Source organism: bacterium, from assembly GCA_035945995.1.
Lineage (GTDB): Bacteria > Sysuimicrobiota > Sysuimicrobiia > Sysuimicrobiales > Segetimicrobiaceae > DASSJF01.
On sequence record DASYZR010000005.1, the window covers coordinates 33,412 to 47,058 of the forward strand.

A 13,647-nucleotide genomic window follows, 5' to 3' on the forward strand; every position below is an offset into this window, starting at 1 on the left:
CGCCGTGGCTACCGCCCGGTCCAGCGGGGCGGACGCCGTTCCAGAAACGCGGCGATGCCTTCCCGGCAGTCGTCGCTCGCATAGAGCATCCGCTGGAGGTCGCCTTCGAGTTTGAGGCCGTCCTCGAACGGGTGCGTGAGGCCGAACCGGATCGCCTCCCGCGCCGAGCGAACGGCCAGCGGCGCGTTCGCCGCGATCGTGCGCGCGGCCTCCTCGGCGGCCGCCCCGAGGCCGGCCCCGGGAACGACCGCGTCGACCAGACCGAGGCGGTGCGCCTCCGCGGCGCCGACCCGCCGGCCCGTCAGCACGAGATCCATCGCGCGCGCCGGCCCGATCAACCGGCCGAGGCGCTGCGTCGCGCCGGCCGCGGGCATGATGCCCCTCGTCACCTCGGGGCACCCCAACTCCGCGGTGTCCGCGGCCCACCGCAGGTCGCAGCCGAGCGCGAGCTCGCATCCGCCGCCGAGGGCCAGGCCGTTGATCGCCGCGATCGTCGGAATCGGCAGCCGTTCGAGTGCGAGCGGGATCTGAAAAATGGCCCGGTTGTGCTTCCACATGTCCTCCGCCGTGGCGCCGATCCGTTCCCGGAGGTCGGCCCCGGCGCAAAACGCCCGTCCCTCGCCGGTGAGGATGAGCACGCGGGCCGCCCGATCCCGGCCGGCCTCGTCGAGTGATGCGGCCAGATCCCGGCACAGCGCGGTGCTGAGCGCGTTGAGCGCCTCCGGCCGCCGCATCGTCAGCGTGACGATGCCGTCGCGCGCCTCGAGCGAGACCATCGAGCCCGTCATCTGCGCTCCCTCCCCATGTTGGCGGCCGTCCGCGCCGTCCGCGTCCGCGCGCCGGCCAGCGCGCCGACCGCGCCGGCGATCGCGTCGGCCAGTTCGTCGGCGTCCCGGTCGGTCATGGTCAGCGGCGGCGCCGCGATGACCGGATTGTCGATGAAGCACAGCACGCCGCGCTGCCGGACCTCGCGCTCCAACCGGTCGAGGCCGCGGGTCCCCAGCGCCAGCGGGGCGCGCGTGTCGCGATTGGCGACCAATTCCACCGCCGCCATCATGCCGATCCCGCGGATTTCGCCGGCGATCGGACAGCCGGCCAGACGCGCGGCGAGCCCGCCTGCCAGCCGGCGGCCGAGGGCCGCGGCCCGCTCGACGAGGCCTTCGCGCTCGATGATCCCGAGGCAGGCGAGCGCCGCGGCGCAGGCGGCGGGATGCCCGCTGTAGGTGAACCCGTGGGGAACCTGCCGGCGTGCGAGCCGCTCGGCGACCCGGCGCCGCAGCGCCAGGGCGGCCAGCGTCTGATAACCGCCGGTCATGCCTTTCCCGAGGATCATGATGTCTGGGACGACCCGCCAGTGGTCGCAGGCGAACCACCGGCCGGTGCGGCCGAATCCCGTCACGACCTCGTCCGCGACGAGCAGGACGCCGTGTCGGTCGCAGATCTCGCGGAGGCGCGGCCAGTACGCCGCGGGCGGCACGAGCACGCCGCCGGGCCCGGGCACGGGCTCGGCAAAGACCGCGGCGACGCGGTCCGCCCCCGCGTCGAGGATCGCGCGGTCGACTTCGTCCGCGCAGGCGAGCGTGCACTCGCCCAACGCGGCGCAGTGCGGGCACCGGTAGCGGTACGGCGCGCGCACGAACCGGATGCCCGCCAGGCGCGTGCCGATGCCGCGGAGGAGCCCGCGATCGGGATCGCTGAGCGACGATCCGGCGTACGTGCTGCCGTGCGCGGAGTACTCCCGGCTGATGATCACGCGCCGGCGGCCCGCGCCCGCGGCGCTGTGGTACAGCCGCGCGAACTTGAGCGCCGTGTCGACGGCTTCCGACCCCGTCGGCACCGGGACGATGGTCTCGAGGTCGCCCGGGAGGACCGTGCGGAGGTGTTCCGCCAGGGCTTCGACGAGAGGGGAAGCGGCGTCGGTCAGCGGCGCAAAAGACAGCGTCCGCAGCTGTCCGGCGATCGCGTCGATGATCTCGGCGCGGCCGTATCCGACGAGGGCCGCCCACAGCCCGGACCGCGCATCGAGGTAACCGCGCCCGTCCGCGTCCCACACGCGCGTGCCGGCGCCCCGAACGAGACGGAGGGGCCCGCCGCGGCGGGCGAGTGTCGCCTGGACTTGGCCCTGGTACCAGACGGCGGGTGGAGACGGCGGGCGGTGCGCGGGCATCGGGACACAGTTCTCGGCGATGGAGTCTGTCACCCCTCCGTGATCGTCGCGGGCCGCGACGGCGCGTGCAGGAAGCCCCGGGACCCCGCAGGAAATCGTCACGATACCCGAGGATCGCGAAGGGGGTACCGTAATGGCGGTCAAGCAGTATCCGCTGTTCATCGACGGACGCTGGGTCGACGGCAACGGGCGCGGACGGTTCGACGTGCTGAATCCGGCGACGTCCGAGCCGATCGCCGCCCTCCCGGACGGCGGTCCCGACGACGCCCGCGCGGCCGTGGACGCGGCGGCGCGCGCCTTCCCCGGTTGGGCGGCGCGCACGGCGCTCGAACGCGGCGCCATTCTATTGAAGGCGCGCGACATTCTCGCGGGCCGGCTCGACGCGCTGGCGCACCTCGTCACCGAGGAGAACGGCAAGCCCGTCGCGGAGGCGCGCGGCGAGGTCGCCTTCGCGATCCAGTACCTCCCGTGGTTCGCCGAAGAGGCCCGCCGCGTCTACGGCGAGATCGTGCCTCCGCCGGTGCCGCACAAGCGGCTGTGGGTGGTGCACCAGCCGCTCGGCGTCGTCGGGGCGATCACGCCGTGGAACTTCCCCGCGACCATGGTGCTCCGCAAGATCGCCCCCGCCCTCGCCGCCGGATGCACCGTGGTGCTGAAGCCGGCGAAAGAGACGCCGCTGACCGCGATCGAAATCGCGCGGGCGTTCGAGGAGGCCGGCCTGCCGCCCGGGGTGTTCAACGTCGTCGTGGGGCGGCGCGCGGCGCCGATCGCCGAGGTGTTCCTTGGGGACCCGCGCGTGCGCAAGATCGCGTTCACCGGGTCGACCGAGGTCGGCAAGATGCTGATGCGGGGGGCCGCCGATCAGCTCAAGCGGCTGACGTTCGAGCTCGGCGGGAACGCGCCGTTCATCGTCTTCGACGACGCCGACCTCGACCGGGCGGTCGCGAACGCGGTCGCGATCAAGTACCTGCGGGTCGGCGGCCAGTCGTGCATCTGCGCGAACCGGCTCTACGTGCAGCGGAGCATCGCCGACCGCTTCGTCCCCAAGTTCGTCGACGCGGTCCGGGCGATCAAGGTCGGGCCCGGCACGGAGCCCGGCGTGCAGGTCGGACCGCTCATCAACGCCGAGACGCTGGAGAAGGTCGAAGGAATGGTGACGGAAGCCGTGGGGCAGGGCGCCCGGTCCCTCGCCGGCGGGCGGCGGCTGACGGACGGGGCGTTCGCGCGCGGGTTCTTCTACGCGCCCACCGTGCTCACCGACGTGCGCGAAGAGATGCGGGTCTCGAAGGACGAGACGTTCGGCCCGATCGCGCCGCTCCTCCTCTTCGACACCGAAGACGAAGTCGTCGCGCGCGCCAACCACACCTCCTTCGGCCTGGCCGCGTACCTGTCGTCGCGGGACCTCGCACGCGTCGTCCGCGTCGGCGAAGCGCTGGAGTACGGGCTGGTCTGCGTCAACGACGCCACCGGCTACACGCACGAGATTCCGTTCGGCGGTTTCAAGGAGAGCGGCCTCGGGCGCGAGGGCGGCCGCCACGGGATGCACGAGTACACCGAGGTCAAGTCGATCTCCGTCAACATCAGTTAGCCGCGCCGCCCGCGGCGAATGCAGATCACCTCCCAGGTCTCGGACATCACGTGCGACGTGCTCGTCTGCGGCGCCGGCCTCGGCGGCGTGGCCGCGGCCCTGCGCGCGGCCCGGTTGGGCCTCCGCGTCTGCCTGATCGAGGAGACCGGCTGGCCGGGCGGCCAGATCAGCACGCAGGGCGTGTCGGCCTTCGACGAACACGAGTACATCGAGACGTTCGGCGGCACCGCCCTGTACTATGAACTCCGCAGCGCGATCCGCGCCTACTACCGCGAGCGCTACCGGCTCTCCCCGGCCGCCGAATTCGGGGGGCCGTTTAACCCCGGCAACGCCTGGGTGAGCGGGCTGTCGTTCGAACCGCGCGCCGCGGCGGCGGTGCTGGAAGGGATGATGGCCGGTCCGCACAACTCGGGGGCCCTGCAGATCTTCTATCACACCCGCGCGGTCGCGGCGGAAGTCTTCAGCGGACAGGTCCGGTCCGTGCTGACCCGGCAGACTGAGAGCGGGGCGCTCATCCGGTTCCGGACAGCGTTCGCGCTCGACGCGACCGACCTCGGCGACCTGCTGCCGCTCACGGCGACGCCGTACGCGGCGGGGGCCGAATCGCGGGCCGAGACGGGCGAACCCTCGGCGCCCGATGCGGCGGACCCGACGTGCTTCCAGTTTCTCACCTTCTCGTTCGCGGTCGAATTCCGGCCGGGCGAGACCCACACGATCCCGATGCCCGACGGCTACGCCACCAACCGCGCGGCGCAGCCCTACTCGTTCGTGTACCGGACGACCGATCCGGAGGCCCCGGCGTATCAGATGTTCGGCCGGGCGCCCGGCACGCACGGCGCGTTCTGGACCTACCGGCGGGCGCTCGACGCCTCGAACTTCGAGGATCCGCAGGTGCCCAATGACGTCAGCATCGTCAACTGGACCAGCAACGACTACCGCGGCCCCTCGCCGGTCGACCGGCCGCCGGCCGAGCAGGCGCGGCTGCATCAAGACGCGCGTCTCTTGAGCTTCGGGTTTCTGTACTGGCTCCAGACCGAAGCGCCGCGGGACGACGGCGGCACCGGCTATCCGGAGCTGCGGCCCCGGCCGGACCTCATGGGCAGCGTCGACGGCCTGTCGCAGATGCCGTACATCCGCGAAGGACGGCGCCTCCGGGCCCTGACGACGATCCGCGAGCCGGACATCGCCGCATCCGCGCAGCCCGGGGCGCGGGCCGCGCCGCAGACCGCGGCCGCGGGCATCGGCCTGTATCCGATCGACCTGCATGGCTGCAGCGTGAACACCGTGACCATCCCGGCCCGGCCGTTTCAGATTCCGCTCGGCGCGCTCATCCCGGTCCGGACGGTCAACCTACTGGCCGCGGGCAAGAGCCTCGGGACCACGCATCTGACCAACGGCGCGTACCGCGTCCACCCGGTGGAGTGGGCGGTCGGCGAGGCCGCGGCGGTGCTGGCGGCGTTCTGCCTGCGCGCCGGCCGCACGGCGCACGAGGTTCACGACAGTCCCTGGCTCGTGCTGCGCCTGCAGGTGCTGGCGCTGGATCAGGGCATCCCGCTGTACTGGTACGACGACGTCCCGCTCGGGCATCGCGCGTTTTTCGCCACCCAGCTCCTCGCCGTGGCCAACGTCTGGCCGGGTAGTACGGACACGCTGTCGTTCCGGCCCGACGAGCCGTTGACCCAGCTGGACGCCAAGCGGGCGATCATCGCGACGGCGGAGCTGGTGCAGGCTGCGGGCGCCGGCGCGAACCCCGCGGCGCTCAGCCTGACGTTCGGCGACGCGCCGGTCCCGATGCCCCGCGACGCCGCGATCCAGGCCCTCGCCAGCGCCATCCCCGGCGCGAGCCCGCCGCCGGACAACCCGCTCGCCGATCCGCCCACGCGCGCCGATTTCGCCCGCTGGCTCGGCGCGATTGTCCGGTCCGCGATCGAGCGCGATCGCGGCGGCGGCTGAAACCGCGGGAGCGGCCGGTCACGAACGCGGCCCGGCCCATCGGCGATGCCCCGGGCGCACGCGCGCCGCATCGCGTCCCCGCCCTGCCCCGGCTGCCCTGGCCGGTGATCGCGACGGTCTGCCTCGGCACGTTCATGGGCGCGCTCGACTCCAGCGTCGTCACCGTCGCGTACCCGACCTTCACGGCGACGTTCCGCGTGCCCGTCTCCATCGTCGGGTGGGTGGGCGTCGCGTATCTCCTGACGTCCTCCAGTCTCGTCGCCGTCTTCGGCCGCGTCTCCGACATGGTCGGGCACAAGCGGATCTATGTCGCCGGCTTTGCGGTGTTTCTCGCGGGGTCGGTCCTCTGCGGCGCCGCGACCGGCATCGGCGCACTCATCGGGTTTCGGGTGCTGCAGGCCGTGGGGTCGGCGATGCTGGTCGCGAACAGCGTGGCGATCCTGGCATACACGGTCGCGGCCGAGCGCATGGGGACCGCGCTCGGCGTGCTGGAAACCGCGGTGTCGGTCGCGCTGGTGGTCGGCCCCGTGGTCGGCGGCCTGCTGATCCAGACGTTCGGCTGGCGGATGATCTTCTACGTCAACGTCCCGGTCGCGATTGGGACGATGTTGCTCGCCCGGCGCGTCCTGCCGCCGCTCGAACGGCCTGGCCCGCGGGAACGGTTCGACGTCGCGGGAGCCGTGACGTTCGGCGGGGGCCTCGGCGCGCTCCTGCTCGGCGCGAGTCTCGGCCCGGTTTCCGGCTGGACCGCCGCTCCGGTGGACGCCCTGCTCGCCGGGGGGGCGGCGCTCGTGGCGGCATTCTTCTCGATCGAGGCGCGGGTCCGGCCTCCAATGCTCGATCTCTCGCTGTTTCACAATCGTGTCTTCGCGCGCGCCAACGCCGCCAAGCTCTGCGCCTACGCGGGCTCGTTCACCGTCGTGTTCGTCGTGCCGTTCTATCTCCAGCACCTACTGCACTACAGCCCGGGGCGCGTGGGCATTGCGATGGCGCCGATGCCAGCCGCCCTCGCCGCGGGATCGTTGCTCGGCGGTCCGTTGTCCGACCGCGCCGGCTCGCACGTGCTGGCACCGCTCGGCATGGCGATCGCCACGGCCGGCGGCTTTCTCTTCACGCGGGTGTCGCCGGCGCACGGGTACGGGGCGCTCGCCGCGGCCATGGTGGTGTTCGACTTCGGCCTGGGGCTCTTCATCGCGCCCAACGACGCCGTGATCATGAACAACGCGCCGCGCGACAAACGCGGCGTCGCGGGCGGGGTGCTCGCGATGATGCGGAGCGTCGGGATGATCACCGGCCTCACGCTCGCGGCCACGCTGCTGCAGGCGCGGCTGGGCGCCGCAGCCGGCGGGGGCGGCGGCATCGCTCCCGCGGCGCTCGCCCGCGGCATCCAGGACGTCTACCTGGCGACGATCATCCTCTGCCTGCTCTCGACGGCGCTGTCACTGCTTCGGGACCGGGCGCGCGGCGGCCCGTGACGGAACGGCGCCGCGGATGGCGCGCGCAGGCCTACGCTTGATCGTAGGCCTGCTTCAAGTGCGCGATGTCGATCTTCTCCATCCCCAACATCGCCTGCATGACGCGTTGCGATTTCTGGGGATCCTTGTCCTGCAGCATCGTGCCCAAGACGCTGGGAACGATCTGCCACGACAACCCAAACGTGTCTTTGAGCCAGCCGCACGGACCCGGTGCGCCGCCCGCCGACAGCGCCTCCCACAACGCGTCGATTTCCCGCTGCGTCTCACAGGTGACGAGAAACGAGACCGCTTCGGTGAATGTGAACTGCGGGCCGCCGTTTAACGCCATGAACTTCTGTCCCTCCAGCTCGAACGTGACCACCATCACGGCGCCCTTCGGTCCCGGGCCGGCGTCTCCGTAGCGGGTGACGCTCAGGATCTTCGAGTTCTTGAAGATCGAGACATACAGGCGCGCCGCCTCTTCCGCCTGATCATCGAACCACAGAAACGGCGTGATCTTCTGCATCGCCATGTCCTCCTTGGGGTACGGCGCACGACCGGAATGCTCCACCACCGGATAGTCGTGCGGCGACCCGGGAATCGACAGGCCGTCCCGCCCCCACCGGTCAACCCCGCCGGGCGGTTCAGGGCGTCAGATATTCTTCCCGCAGCGGGTGGAAGACGTCCAGGACGATCGCCCGGCCGTTGACCGGACGGCCGCCGTGCGGGGTACCGCCGGCGATCATGTACATGTCGCCCTTGGACAACACCTTGCGCTCGTCGCCGATCCACATCTCGAACTGCCCCTCGACGACCATGCCGCCCTGCTCGTGCGGGTGGCTGTGTGTCGGGACTTCGCTGCCGGGGGCCAGTTCCACGTAGCTCAGCATGACGTTCCGCCCCGGCAGCGGCTTCATCATGACGCCTTTCGCGATCTCCTTGCCGCGCAGTTCCGCCGCGGACGTGAAGTGACTCGGCATCGGTCGCCTCCCGAGTGACGCGTCAGTGCGATGGTGCGAGCGCGTAGATTACGGTCACCTCGACCCGCCACAAGCCTTCGCCCGGCCGGACGAAGACCGGGTGCGGCGGGCCGACCGTCAGGCGCTGCAGTGGGCCCAACGACACGCCCAACTGCGCCGCGGCCGCGCGGACCGCCGCCTCGGCCTGCCGGGTGGCCTGGCCGACGGCCGGCGCGAGCGCCGCCTCCCCCGGCACCGCCATCCGCTGGACGCTCGGAAAGGCCGAGACGGAGGTCGCGCCGCCCGTCAGGACCGCCCGCATCACGGCATCGCCCAGAGGGGGACCGGAAATATCCACCTGCAGGGTGCGGTTTACGATGTACCCGCGGATCACCGGCTCGTCCCCAGGGGATGGCGTCGGGCCGTATTCCGGGGAGACGCTCATCGCCATGGTGCGGATGTGCAGGGGGGAAATCCCGAGGGCCTGCACCGATGCCCGCACCCCCGCGGCCTTCCGGTCGGCCGCCTCGACGGCGCTCCGAAGGTCCGCGCCGTTGGCGCGCGTCTGAAGATACACGGTGACGGTGAGTTGCCGCGCGGCGGCGCCGCTGTCCCACACGTCGCCGATGCCGGTCGCCGACACCACGCGGCCCCCGACGGACACGGCGGTAATGCTGACGCTCGAGCCCGCGGTTCCGGGGACCGGGGTAAGCGGTGGGGTGATGTTGGCCGGCGGCTGCCCCACCGCGGCCTGGCCCAGGGCACCCAGGAATCCGATCACGAAAGCGAGCACCACGCCGGTCCGGCGCACCGTCCGCATATCACCCCCGCAGTCGTCGATCTGGGAACATTCTACCGTAGTATCGGCGGGCCGCGCGGAGACATCGCGCCGACCTCGCGGCGCGGCAGGATTCCCCTGCCGCGCCGCGAATCCCGTGGCAGGGGAGATCGTACGGAAGGAGGTGGATCCCGTGGCATTTGTCGCATTCCTCGCGCTCATCGGCCTCATTTTGTGGGCAACAGGCCACCTGATCCTCCGCTGATCCAAGCCAACACGATTGCCACGCACCACCCGCGATTCGGCGAGGGGAGCGGCGGCCCACAGGGCACCGCGCCCCTCCCGTCGTTTTCAACCTTGTCTGCGCCCCGGTTCGACTTCGCGCCACGCTAGGTCGAGGCCGATCCGGGGAAAAGCGGGAAGAAGGAACCTCTACACCAGTTCCGGCGTTTGCCCCAGGTGGCGGAGCGCAACGTCCGCCGTACGCCGTTCGGAGGTGAGTAGATCGTGCGACACACGACAATCCAGGGACTCGCGGCACTCGGCGTGCTCATCGCAGTCGCGATCGGCGGGCCGGCGACCGTGCCGGCGTCCGCGCAGTCGGCGCCCGCGCAGCCCGTCGCCATCCAGCTCGACAGCGTGGTACTGGCCCACGGGGTCAAGTCCGACAATCTCTTCGGCCAGGGCGACGTCACACCCATCAACCCCGGCACCTCGTTCACCACCACGGATCTGCCCTACGCGCTCGTCAAGGTCAAGTCCGCACCGGCCGACACGACGGTGACCCTCCGGCTGCTGGACCCGTCGGGCTTGGCCTATTCCGTCGATACGAGGACGCCCAAGCGGCGCGATACCAAGCCGTGGCAGTCGTTCCAGTTCGCGGCGCCGCTCTACATCCTCGGGACCGATCTCGAGTCGAGCACGGGCACCTGGCACTTCCAGGTCGTCATGAACAACAAGGTGCAGAACGATACGCCGTTCCAGTGGCAGCCGGCGACCGTGCTGTCGCTCCCCAACGTCAAGGCCGCCGTCGACGCCTCCCCGATGCAGGCGGACCTGCACTGGCGGTACGGCGCGGCGCTCGCCCTCTTCAACCACAACGCCGAGGCGATCACGGAGCTTCGCAACGCGATCCAGTTGGATCCGAAGTATGCCCTCTACCACATTACGTTGGGGCGGGTCTATGAGCGCGCCGGCAGGAAGGCCGACGCGATGCGCGAGTTCGAGGCGGCCCTCACCATTCACGGCAGCTTCTACGACGCCGTGTTTGGCGGCTGGGCGCAGGCGCACCTCAACCACCTGAAGGCCGCCCAATAGGGCCGGGTGCACCCCGCGGGGGTAGGGCGGCACGACGCGTCGACGTCCGCACGCTCTGCTTCGTGCGGGACGGCGATCGCATACTGCTCCTGCGCCGGCGGCACCCGCCCAACGAGGGGCGCTACAACGCCCCGGGCGGGAAGGTCGAGACGGACGAGGACCCGTACGAGGCCTGTCTGCGCGAGATCCGCGAAGAGACGGGCTTCGACCTGCCCCACGTCCGCCTGCGCGCTGTCCTGACCGTCATCGTCCGCGACACCGGGGCCCAGTGGCTGCTGTTTGCCTTCGTGGCCGAGCGGCCGGCCGGCGAGGCCGGTCCGATCACCGACGACGAAGGCGAGCTGCGGTGGGTCCGCATGGACGAGATCGCCGCGTTGCCGGTGGTCTCGGACATTCCGGTGATCCTGCCGCACCTGTGGTCGGCCGAGCCGGGCGTGCTCATGGCAAAGATCGATTCCGCCACCGACGACGCCGACAGCATGCTGGGATACCGGTTGCAGATGAGTTGAGCGGTCGCCGCGGCCGCCCGCCAGGATTCCCTGCGCCCGAACACTAACACCCTTCCGTGCCCGAACAAGTCCTCGTCGTGCCGCGCGCCCGGCTGTTTCCGAACGGCGGTTTCTACGGCTTCAGCCGCGAGGGATTGTCGGCATATCTCGCGGCCATCGCCGCGCATGCGTTTTTTGCGCGCCGGGACCAAGTGGAGGAAGACCCCTCTCTCAAGCAGATCATCCCGTACGCGGTCGTCCGGCACGACGCCCGGATCTTTCTCGCCGGCCGCACGCGGCGCGGCTCGGAAACGCGCCTCAGGGAGAAACTCTCGGTCGGCCTCGGAGGTCATATCAATCCGGTGGACAATCAGGCGGACTTATTCGCCGGGGCTTCGGCCGGAGCCGCCGTCGAGCCCGGGGCAGGCACGCTGGTCGACGCGGCCATGGCCCGCGAACTGATGGAAGAAATCGAGCTGCCCGCCGGCTGGACGGCGCGGCCGATCGGCGCGCTCAACGACGACGTCGAGGCGGTCGGCCGCGTGCACTTCGGTCTCGTCTACCTCGCCGACGTACCGTCGCCCGACGTGCGGATCCGCGAGACGACCAAGCTGACCGGAGCCTTTGCGACGATGGCGGAGATCCGGGACGCGTACCCGCGGCTCGAGTCTTGGTCCCAGTTCATCGTCGACGGCGTCGACCTGCTGGACGCGTGACCGGCGCGGGCACGCGGCTCGCCGGCAGCGCGGGCGTCGACCTCCGCCGCACGCTCGACTCCGGCCAGGCCTTCCGGTGGCGCTGGGACGATCGGGTCTCGCCCGTCGCCGTCGGAGTCGTCGGGCGGCGCGTGGTGCGCCTCGTGCAGGACGACGGCGGCATCCGGCTCCTCGCGCCCGACACGCCGGAGGCGCGCGAGACGCTCCGCCGCTACCTCGGCGTGACCCCCCGCGGCGGACATCCCCGCCGCGCGGAGGCCGCGCTCGCGGCCGATCCGGTGCTGGCCCGGGTGCTGGCGGAGACGACGGGCATCGCGCTGCTGGCGCAGGACCCCTGGGAGATGCTGATCTCGTTCATCGTCTCGCAGAACAACAACATCCCGAAGATCCGGCATTCGATCGAACGGCTGGCCCGGGCGCTCGGGGACCCGCTCGACGATGGGGTCGCGGCGTTTCCGTCGCCGGAGCGCCTTGCGGCCGCGTCGATGCCTACGCTCGCGGCCTGCGCGCTCGGGTACCGCGCGCCCTACGTGCGCGCCGCATCGCGCCTCGTCGCGGCGGGGCGGCTGAACCTCGCCGCACTCTCGCGGCTGGATCATGCCGCCGCCCGGGAGGCCCTCCTCGAGGTGCCGGGCATCGGCGAGAAAGTGGGCGACTGCGTCCTCTTGTTCGGCCTCGGCCATCACGCGGCGTTCCCCGTCGACGTATGGGTCCGCCGCGCGGTCGAACGGCTGTATTTCCAGGGCCGGGCCCGGCGGCTGCGGGACATCCAGGCGTTCGCCCGAGAGCGCTTCGGCCCGCTCGCCGGGTACGCGCAGCAGCACCTCTTCGCGTACGCGCGCGCCCGGTGGCGGACGGCGCCGTCTACGCCGCGCACGGCCCGCGAGCGCACGGTTTCGAGCCGGGGCGTTTCGTAGACGAGCGGGAGGAGCTTCTTGACGCGCCGGCGGTAGCCGGCATATTGCGGGTACGTCCGGGCCAGCCAGTGCTCCTCGCGGCGCGACTTGAGATCGAAGAGCGCGAAAAGGAGCACGCCGAGACCGAGCGTCACCGGACTGCGCCACACGAGGGCCCAGCCCAACGCGCCGAGACTCACGCCTCCATATATGGGATGCCGGACCATGGCGTACACACCGTCTTCCACCAACGTCGCACCGCGTTTCGGATGAGGGAACGGGCTGAGGTTCTTGCGACCCAGGCTCCCGAGCCCGGCGAGACCGAGGAGCAGTCCCGCCCCGCCGATCAGGACGCCCGCATACTCGCCCCGCGCGTTGCGCCACCACGCGGCGCCGTTCACGTGTCGCCTCTCGTGCAGGATGGCACCGGCGCCCTCCCGGTCAGGCCTGTCCGTTGGGACAGGCGGTCTCCCGACCATTGTACCGGTGGAGCGGCGCCGGCGCGGCGGGTATTCTGGTGTGCAAAGGCCGGCCCTTCGCCGGAGCAAGGAGGACGCCATGTCTGTTCGTGGCGCTGGTGATCAGATCAAGGCAATCGTATCCACATGGGACGGAATCAGCCCGCAGGCGCACCGGTTCGGTGGGACCGAGTACCGCCTGGGCAGCCGCGAGATCGGCCACGTCCACGGCGATCGTCTGGTCGATATCCCGGTCCCCACCAACGTGCGGAACGAGCTGGTGGCGGCGGGACAAGCCGCACCCCACCACGTCCTCCCGGACAGCGGGTGGGTCAGCTTCTACATCCGGGAACCGGCCGACGTGCGGCGGGCGATCGCCCTCCTCCAGCGGTCGTACGACATCGCGGTGGCCCAGAGGACAAAGCCGCGCCCGGGGGGATGCCTCGCGGCCGGCGTGAGCGACGTCACGGGGAAGGCCGAACCGCCGGGGAGGCCCATGATGATCCACCAACTTCGGATCTACGAGATCTTCGAGCGGAACAAGCCCGCGTTCCATGCGCGCTTCCGCGACCACGCCGCGCGCATCATGCGCGGCTACGGCTTTGACATCGTCGCCATGTGGGAGGCGCGGACCCCCCGGCGGACGGAGTTCGTCTACCTGCTGGCATGGCCGGACGAGGATACGAAGACGGCGGCGTGGGCTCAATTCATGGCGGACGAGGAGTGGAAGGAGATCAAGCGCGTGACGAGCGCCGCGCACGGCGACCTGGTCGGCGAGATCGAGGACCGCGTGCTCGTGCCGGCCGGGTACTCGCCCCGGCCCCTGCCCGGGCGCTGACCGCCGGCGAATCTCGGCCGGCGGTTCCCGTTGCG

At 71.2% G+C, this 13,647-nt stretch carries 13 protein-coding genes; 8 read left to right on the plus strand and 5 right to left on the minus strand.

The window, feature by feature from the left end; genetic code table 11:
• Positions 1–8 precede the first annotated feature (8 nt).
• Positions 9–788, minus strand: coding sequence for an enoyl-CoA hydratase-related protein (locus tag VGZ23_00350; GenBank protein ID HEV2356061.1), 780 nt, complete (start codon positions 786–788; stop codon positions 9–11).
• Positions 785–2,167, minus strand: coding sequence for an aminotransferase class III-fold pyridoxal phosphate-dependent enzyme (locus VGZ23_00355; GenBank protein ID HEV2356062.1), 1,383 nt, complete (start codon positions 2,165–2,167; stop codon positions 785–787). The genes VGZ23_00350 and VGZ23_00355 overlap by 4 nt, the downstream gene beginning before the upstream one ends.
• 133 nt (positions 2,168–2,300) lie before the next feature.
• Between VGZ23_00355 and VGZ23_00360 the strand changes: the two genes are divergently transcribed.
• The 3 genes from VGZ23_00360 to VGZ23_00370 all read left to right on the plus strand — a co-directional run bounded on the left by VGZ23_00360 (position 2,301) and on the right by VGZ23_00370 (position 7,183).
• On the plus strand, positions 2,301–3,755 hold the full coding sequence (locus VGZ23_00360) for an NAD-dependent succinate-semialdehyde dehydrogenase (protein HEV2356063.1): 1,455 nt from the start codon (positions 2,301–2,303) through the stop codon (positions 3,753–3,755).
• Positions 3,756–3,773: 18 nt separating this feature from the next.
• Positions 3,774–5,708: an FAD-dependent oxidoreductase gene (locus VGZ23_00365; GenBank protein HEV2356064.1), complete on the plus strand. Its 1,935-nt coding sequence runs from the start codon at positions 3,774–3,776 to the stop codon at positions 5,706–5,708.
• A 104-nt stretch (positions 5,709–5,812) separates the two neighbouring features.
• Positions 5,813–7,183, plus strand: a complete 1,371-nt coding sequence (locus tag VGZ23_00370; GenBank protein HEV2356065.1) for an MFS transporter — start codon at positions 5,813–5,815, stop codon at positions 7,181–7,183.
• A gap of 31 nt (positions 7,184–7,214) precedes the next feature.
• On the opposite strand, the gene VGZ23_00375 is transcribed toward VGZ23_00370, so the two are convergent.
• The 3 genes from VGZ23_00375 to VGZ23_00385 all read right to left on the minus strand — a co-directional run bounded on the left by VGZ23_00375 (position 7,215) and on the right by VGZ23_00385 (position 8,941).
• Complete coding sequence (locus tag VGZ23_00375; protein HEV2356066.1) at positions 7,215–7,688, minus strand: VOC family protein; 474 nt, start codon at positions 7,686–7,688, stop codon at positions 7,215–7,217.
• A 118-nt stretch (positions 7,689–7,806) separates the two neighbouring features.
• Positions 7,807–8,142 carry a cupin domain-containing protein gene (locus VGZ23_00380; GenBank protein ID HEV2356067.1) on the minus strand — a complete coding sequence of 112 codons (336 nt, stop codon included), beginning with the start codon at positions 8,140–8,142 and terminating at the stop codon, positions 7,807–7,809.
• Between the two features lie 22 nt (positions 8,143–8,164).
• Positions 8,165–8,941, minus strand: a complete 777-nt coding sequence (locus VGZ23_00385) for an SIMPL domain-containing protein (GenBank protein ID HEV2356068.1) — start codon at positions 8,939–8,941, stop codon at positions 8,165–8,167.
• Positions 8,942–9,406: 465 nt separating this feature from the next.
• On the opposite strand from VGZ23_00385, the gene VGZ23_00390 reads away from it, so the two are divergent.
• The 5 genes from VGZ23_00390 to VGZ23_00410 all read left to right on the plus strand — a co-directional run bounded on the left by VGZ23_00390 (position 9,407) and on the right by VGZ23_00410 (position 13,612).
• On the plus strand, positions 9,407–10,216 hold the full coding sequence (locus VGZ23_00390) for a tetratricopeptide repeat protein (GenBank protein HEV2356069.1): 810 nt from the start codon (positions 9,407–9,409) through the stop codon (positions 10,214–10,216).
• Positions 10,213–10,725: an 8-oxo-dGTP diphosphatase gene (locus VGZ23_00395; GenBank protein HEV2356070.1), complete on the plus strand. Its 513-nt coding sequence runs from the start codon at positions 10,213–10,215 to the stop codon at positions 10,723–10,725. Before VGZ23_00390 ends, VGZ23_00395 begins: the two co-directional genes overlap by 4 nt.
• A 56-nt stretch (positions 10,726–10,781) precedes the next feature.
• A complete protein-coding gene (locus tag VGZ23_00400) occupies positions 10,782–11,420 on the plus strand; it encodes a hypothetical protein (GenBank protein ID HEV2356071.1) in 639 nt (212 codons plus the stop codon).
• On the plus strand, positions 11,417–12,337 hold the full coding sequence (locus tag VGZ23_00405) for a DNA glycosylase (GenBank protein HEV2356072.1): 921 nt from the start codon (positions 11,417–11,419) through the stop codon (positions 12,335–12,337). Before VGZ23_00400 ends, VGZ23_00405 begins: the two co-directional genes overlap by 4 nt.
• Positions 12,338–12,874: 537 nt before the next feature.
• Entirely contained in the window at positions 12,875–13,612 is a 738-nt protein-coding gene (locus VGZ23_00410) for a luciferase family protein (protein HEV2356073.1), read from the plus strand.
• Positions 13,613–13,647 lie beyond the last annotated feature (35 nt).

Bases quoted from the DNA above. Each gene is read 5' to 3' on its own strand.
- VGZ23_00350 (HEV2356061.1), bottom strand. From the start codon at position 788: ATGACGGGCTCGATGGTCTCGCTCGAGGCGCGCGACGGCATCGTCACG.
- VGZ23_00355 (HEV2356062.1), bottom strand. From the start codon at position 2,167: ATGCCCGCGCACCGCCCGCCGTCTCCACCCGCCGTCTGGTACCAGGGC.
- VGZ23_00360 (HEV2356063.1), top strand. From the start codon at position 2,301: ATGGCGGTCAAGCAGTATCCGCTGTTCATCGACGGACGCTGGGTCGAC.
- VGZ23_00365 (HEV2356064.1), top strand. From the start codon at position 3,774: ATGCAGATCACCTCCCAGGTCTCGGACATCACGTGCGACGTGCTCGTC.
- VGZ23_00380 (HEV2356067.1), bottom strand. From the start codon at position 8,142: ATGCCGAGTCACTTCACGTCCGCGGCGGAACTGCGCGGCAAGGAGATC.
- VGZ23_00410 (HEV2356073.1), top strand. From the start codon at position 12,875: ATGTCTGTTCGTGGCGCTGGTGATCAGATCAAGGCAATCGTATCCACA.
- VGZ23_00375 (HEV2356066.1), bottom strand. From the start codon at position 7,688: ATGCAGAAGATCACGCCGTTTCTGTGGTTCGATGATCAGGCGGAAGAG.
- VGZ23_00385 (HEV2356068.1), bottom strand. From the start codon at position 8,941: ATGCGGACGGTGCGCCGGACCGGCGTGGTGCTCGCTTTCGTGATCGGA.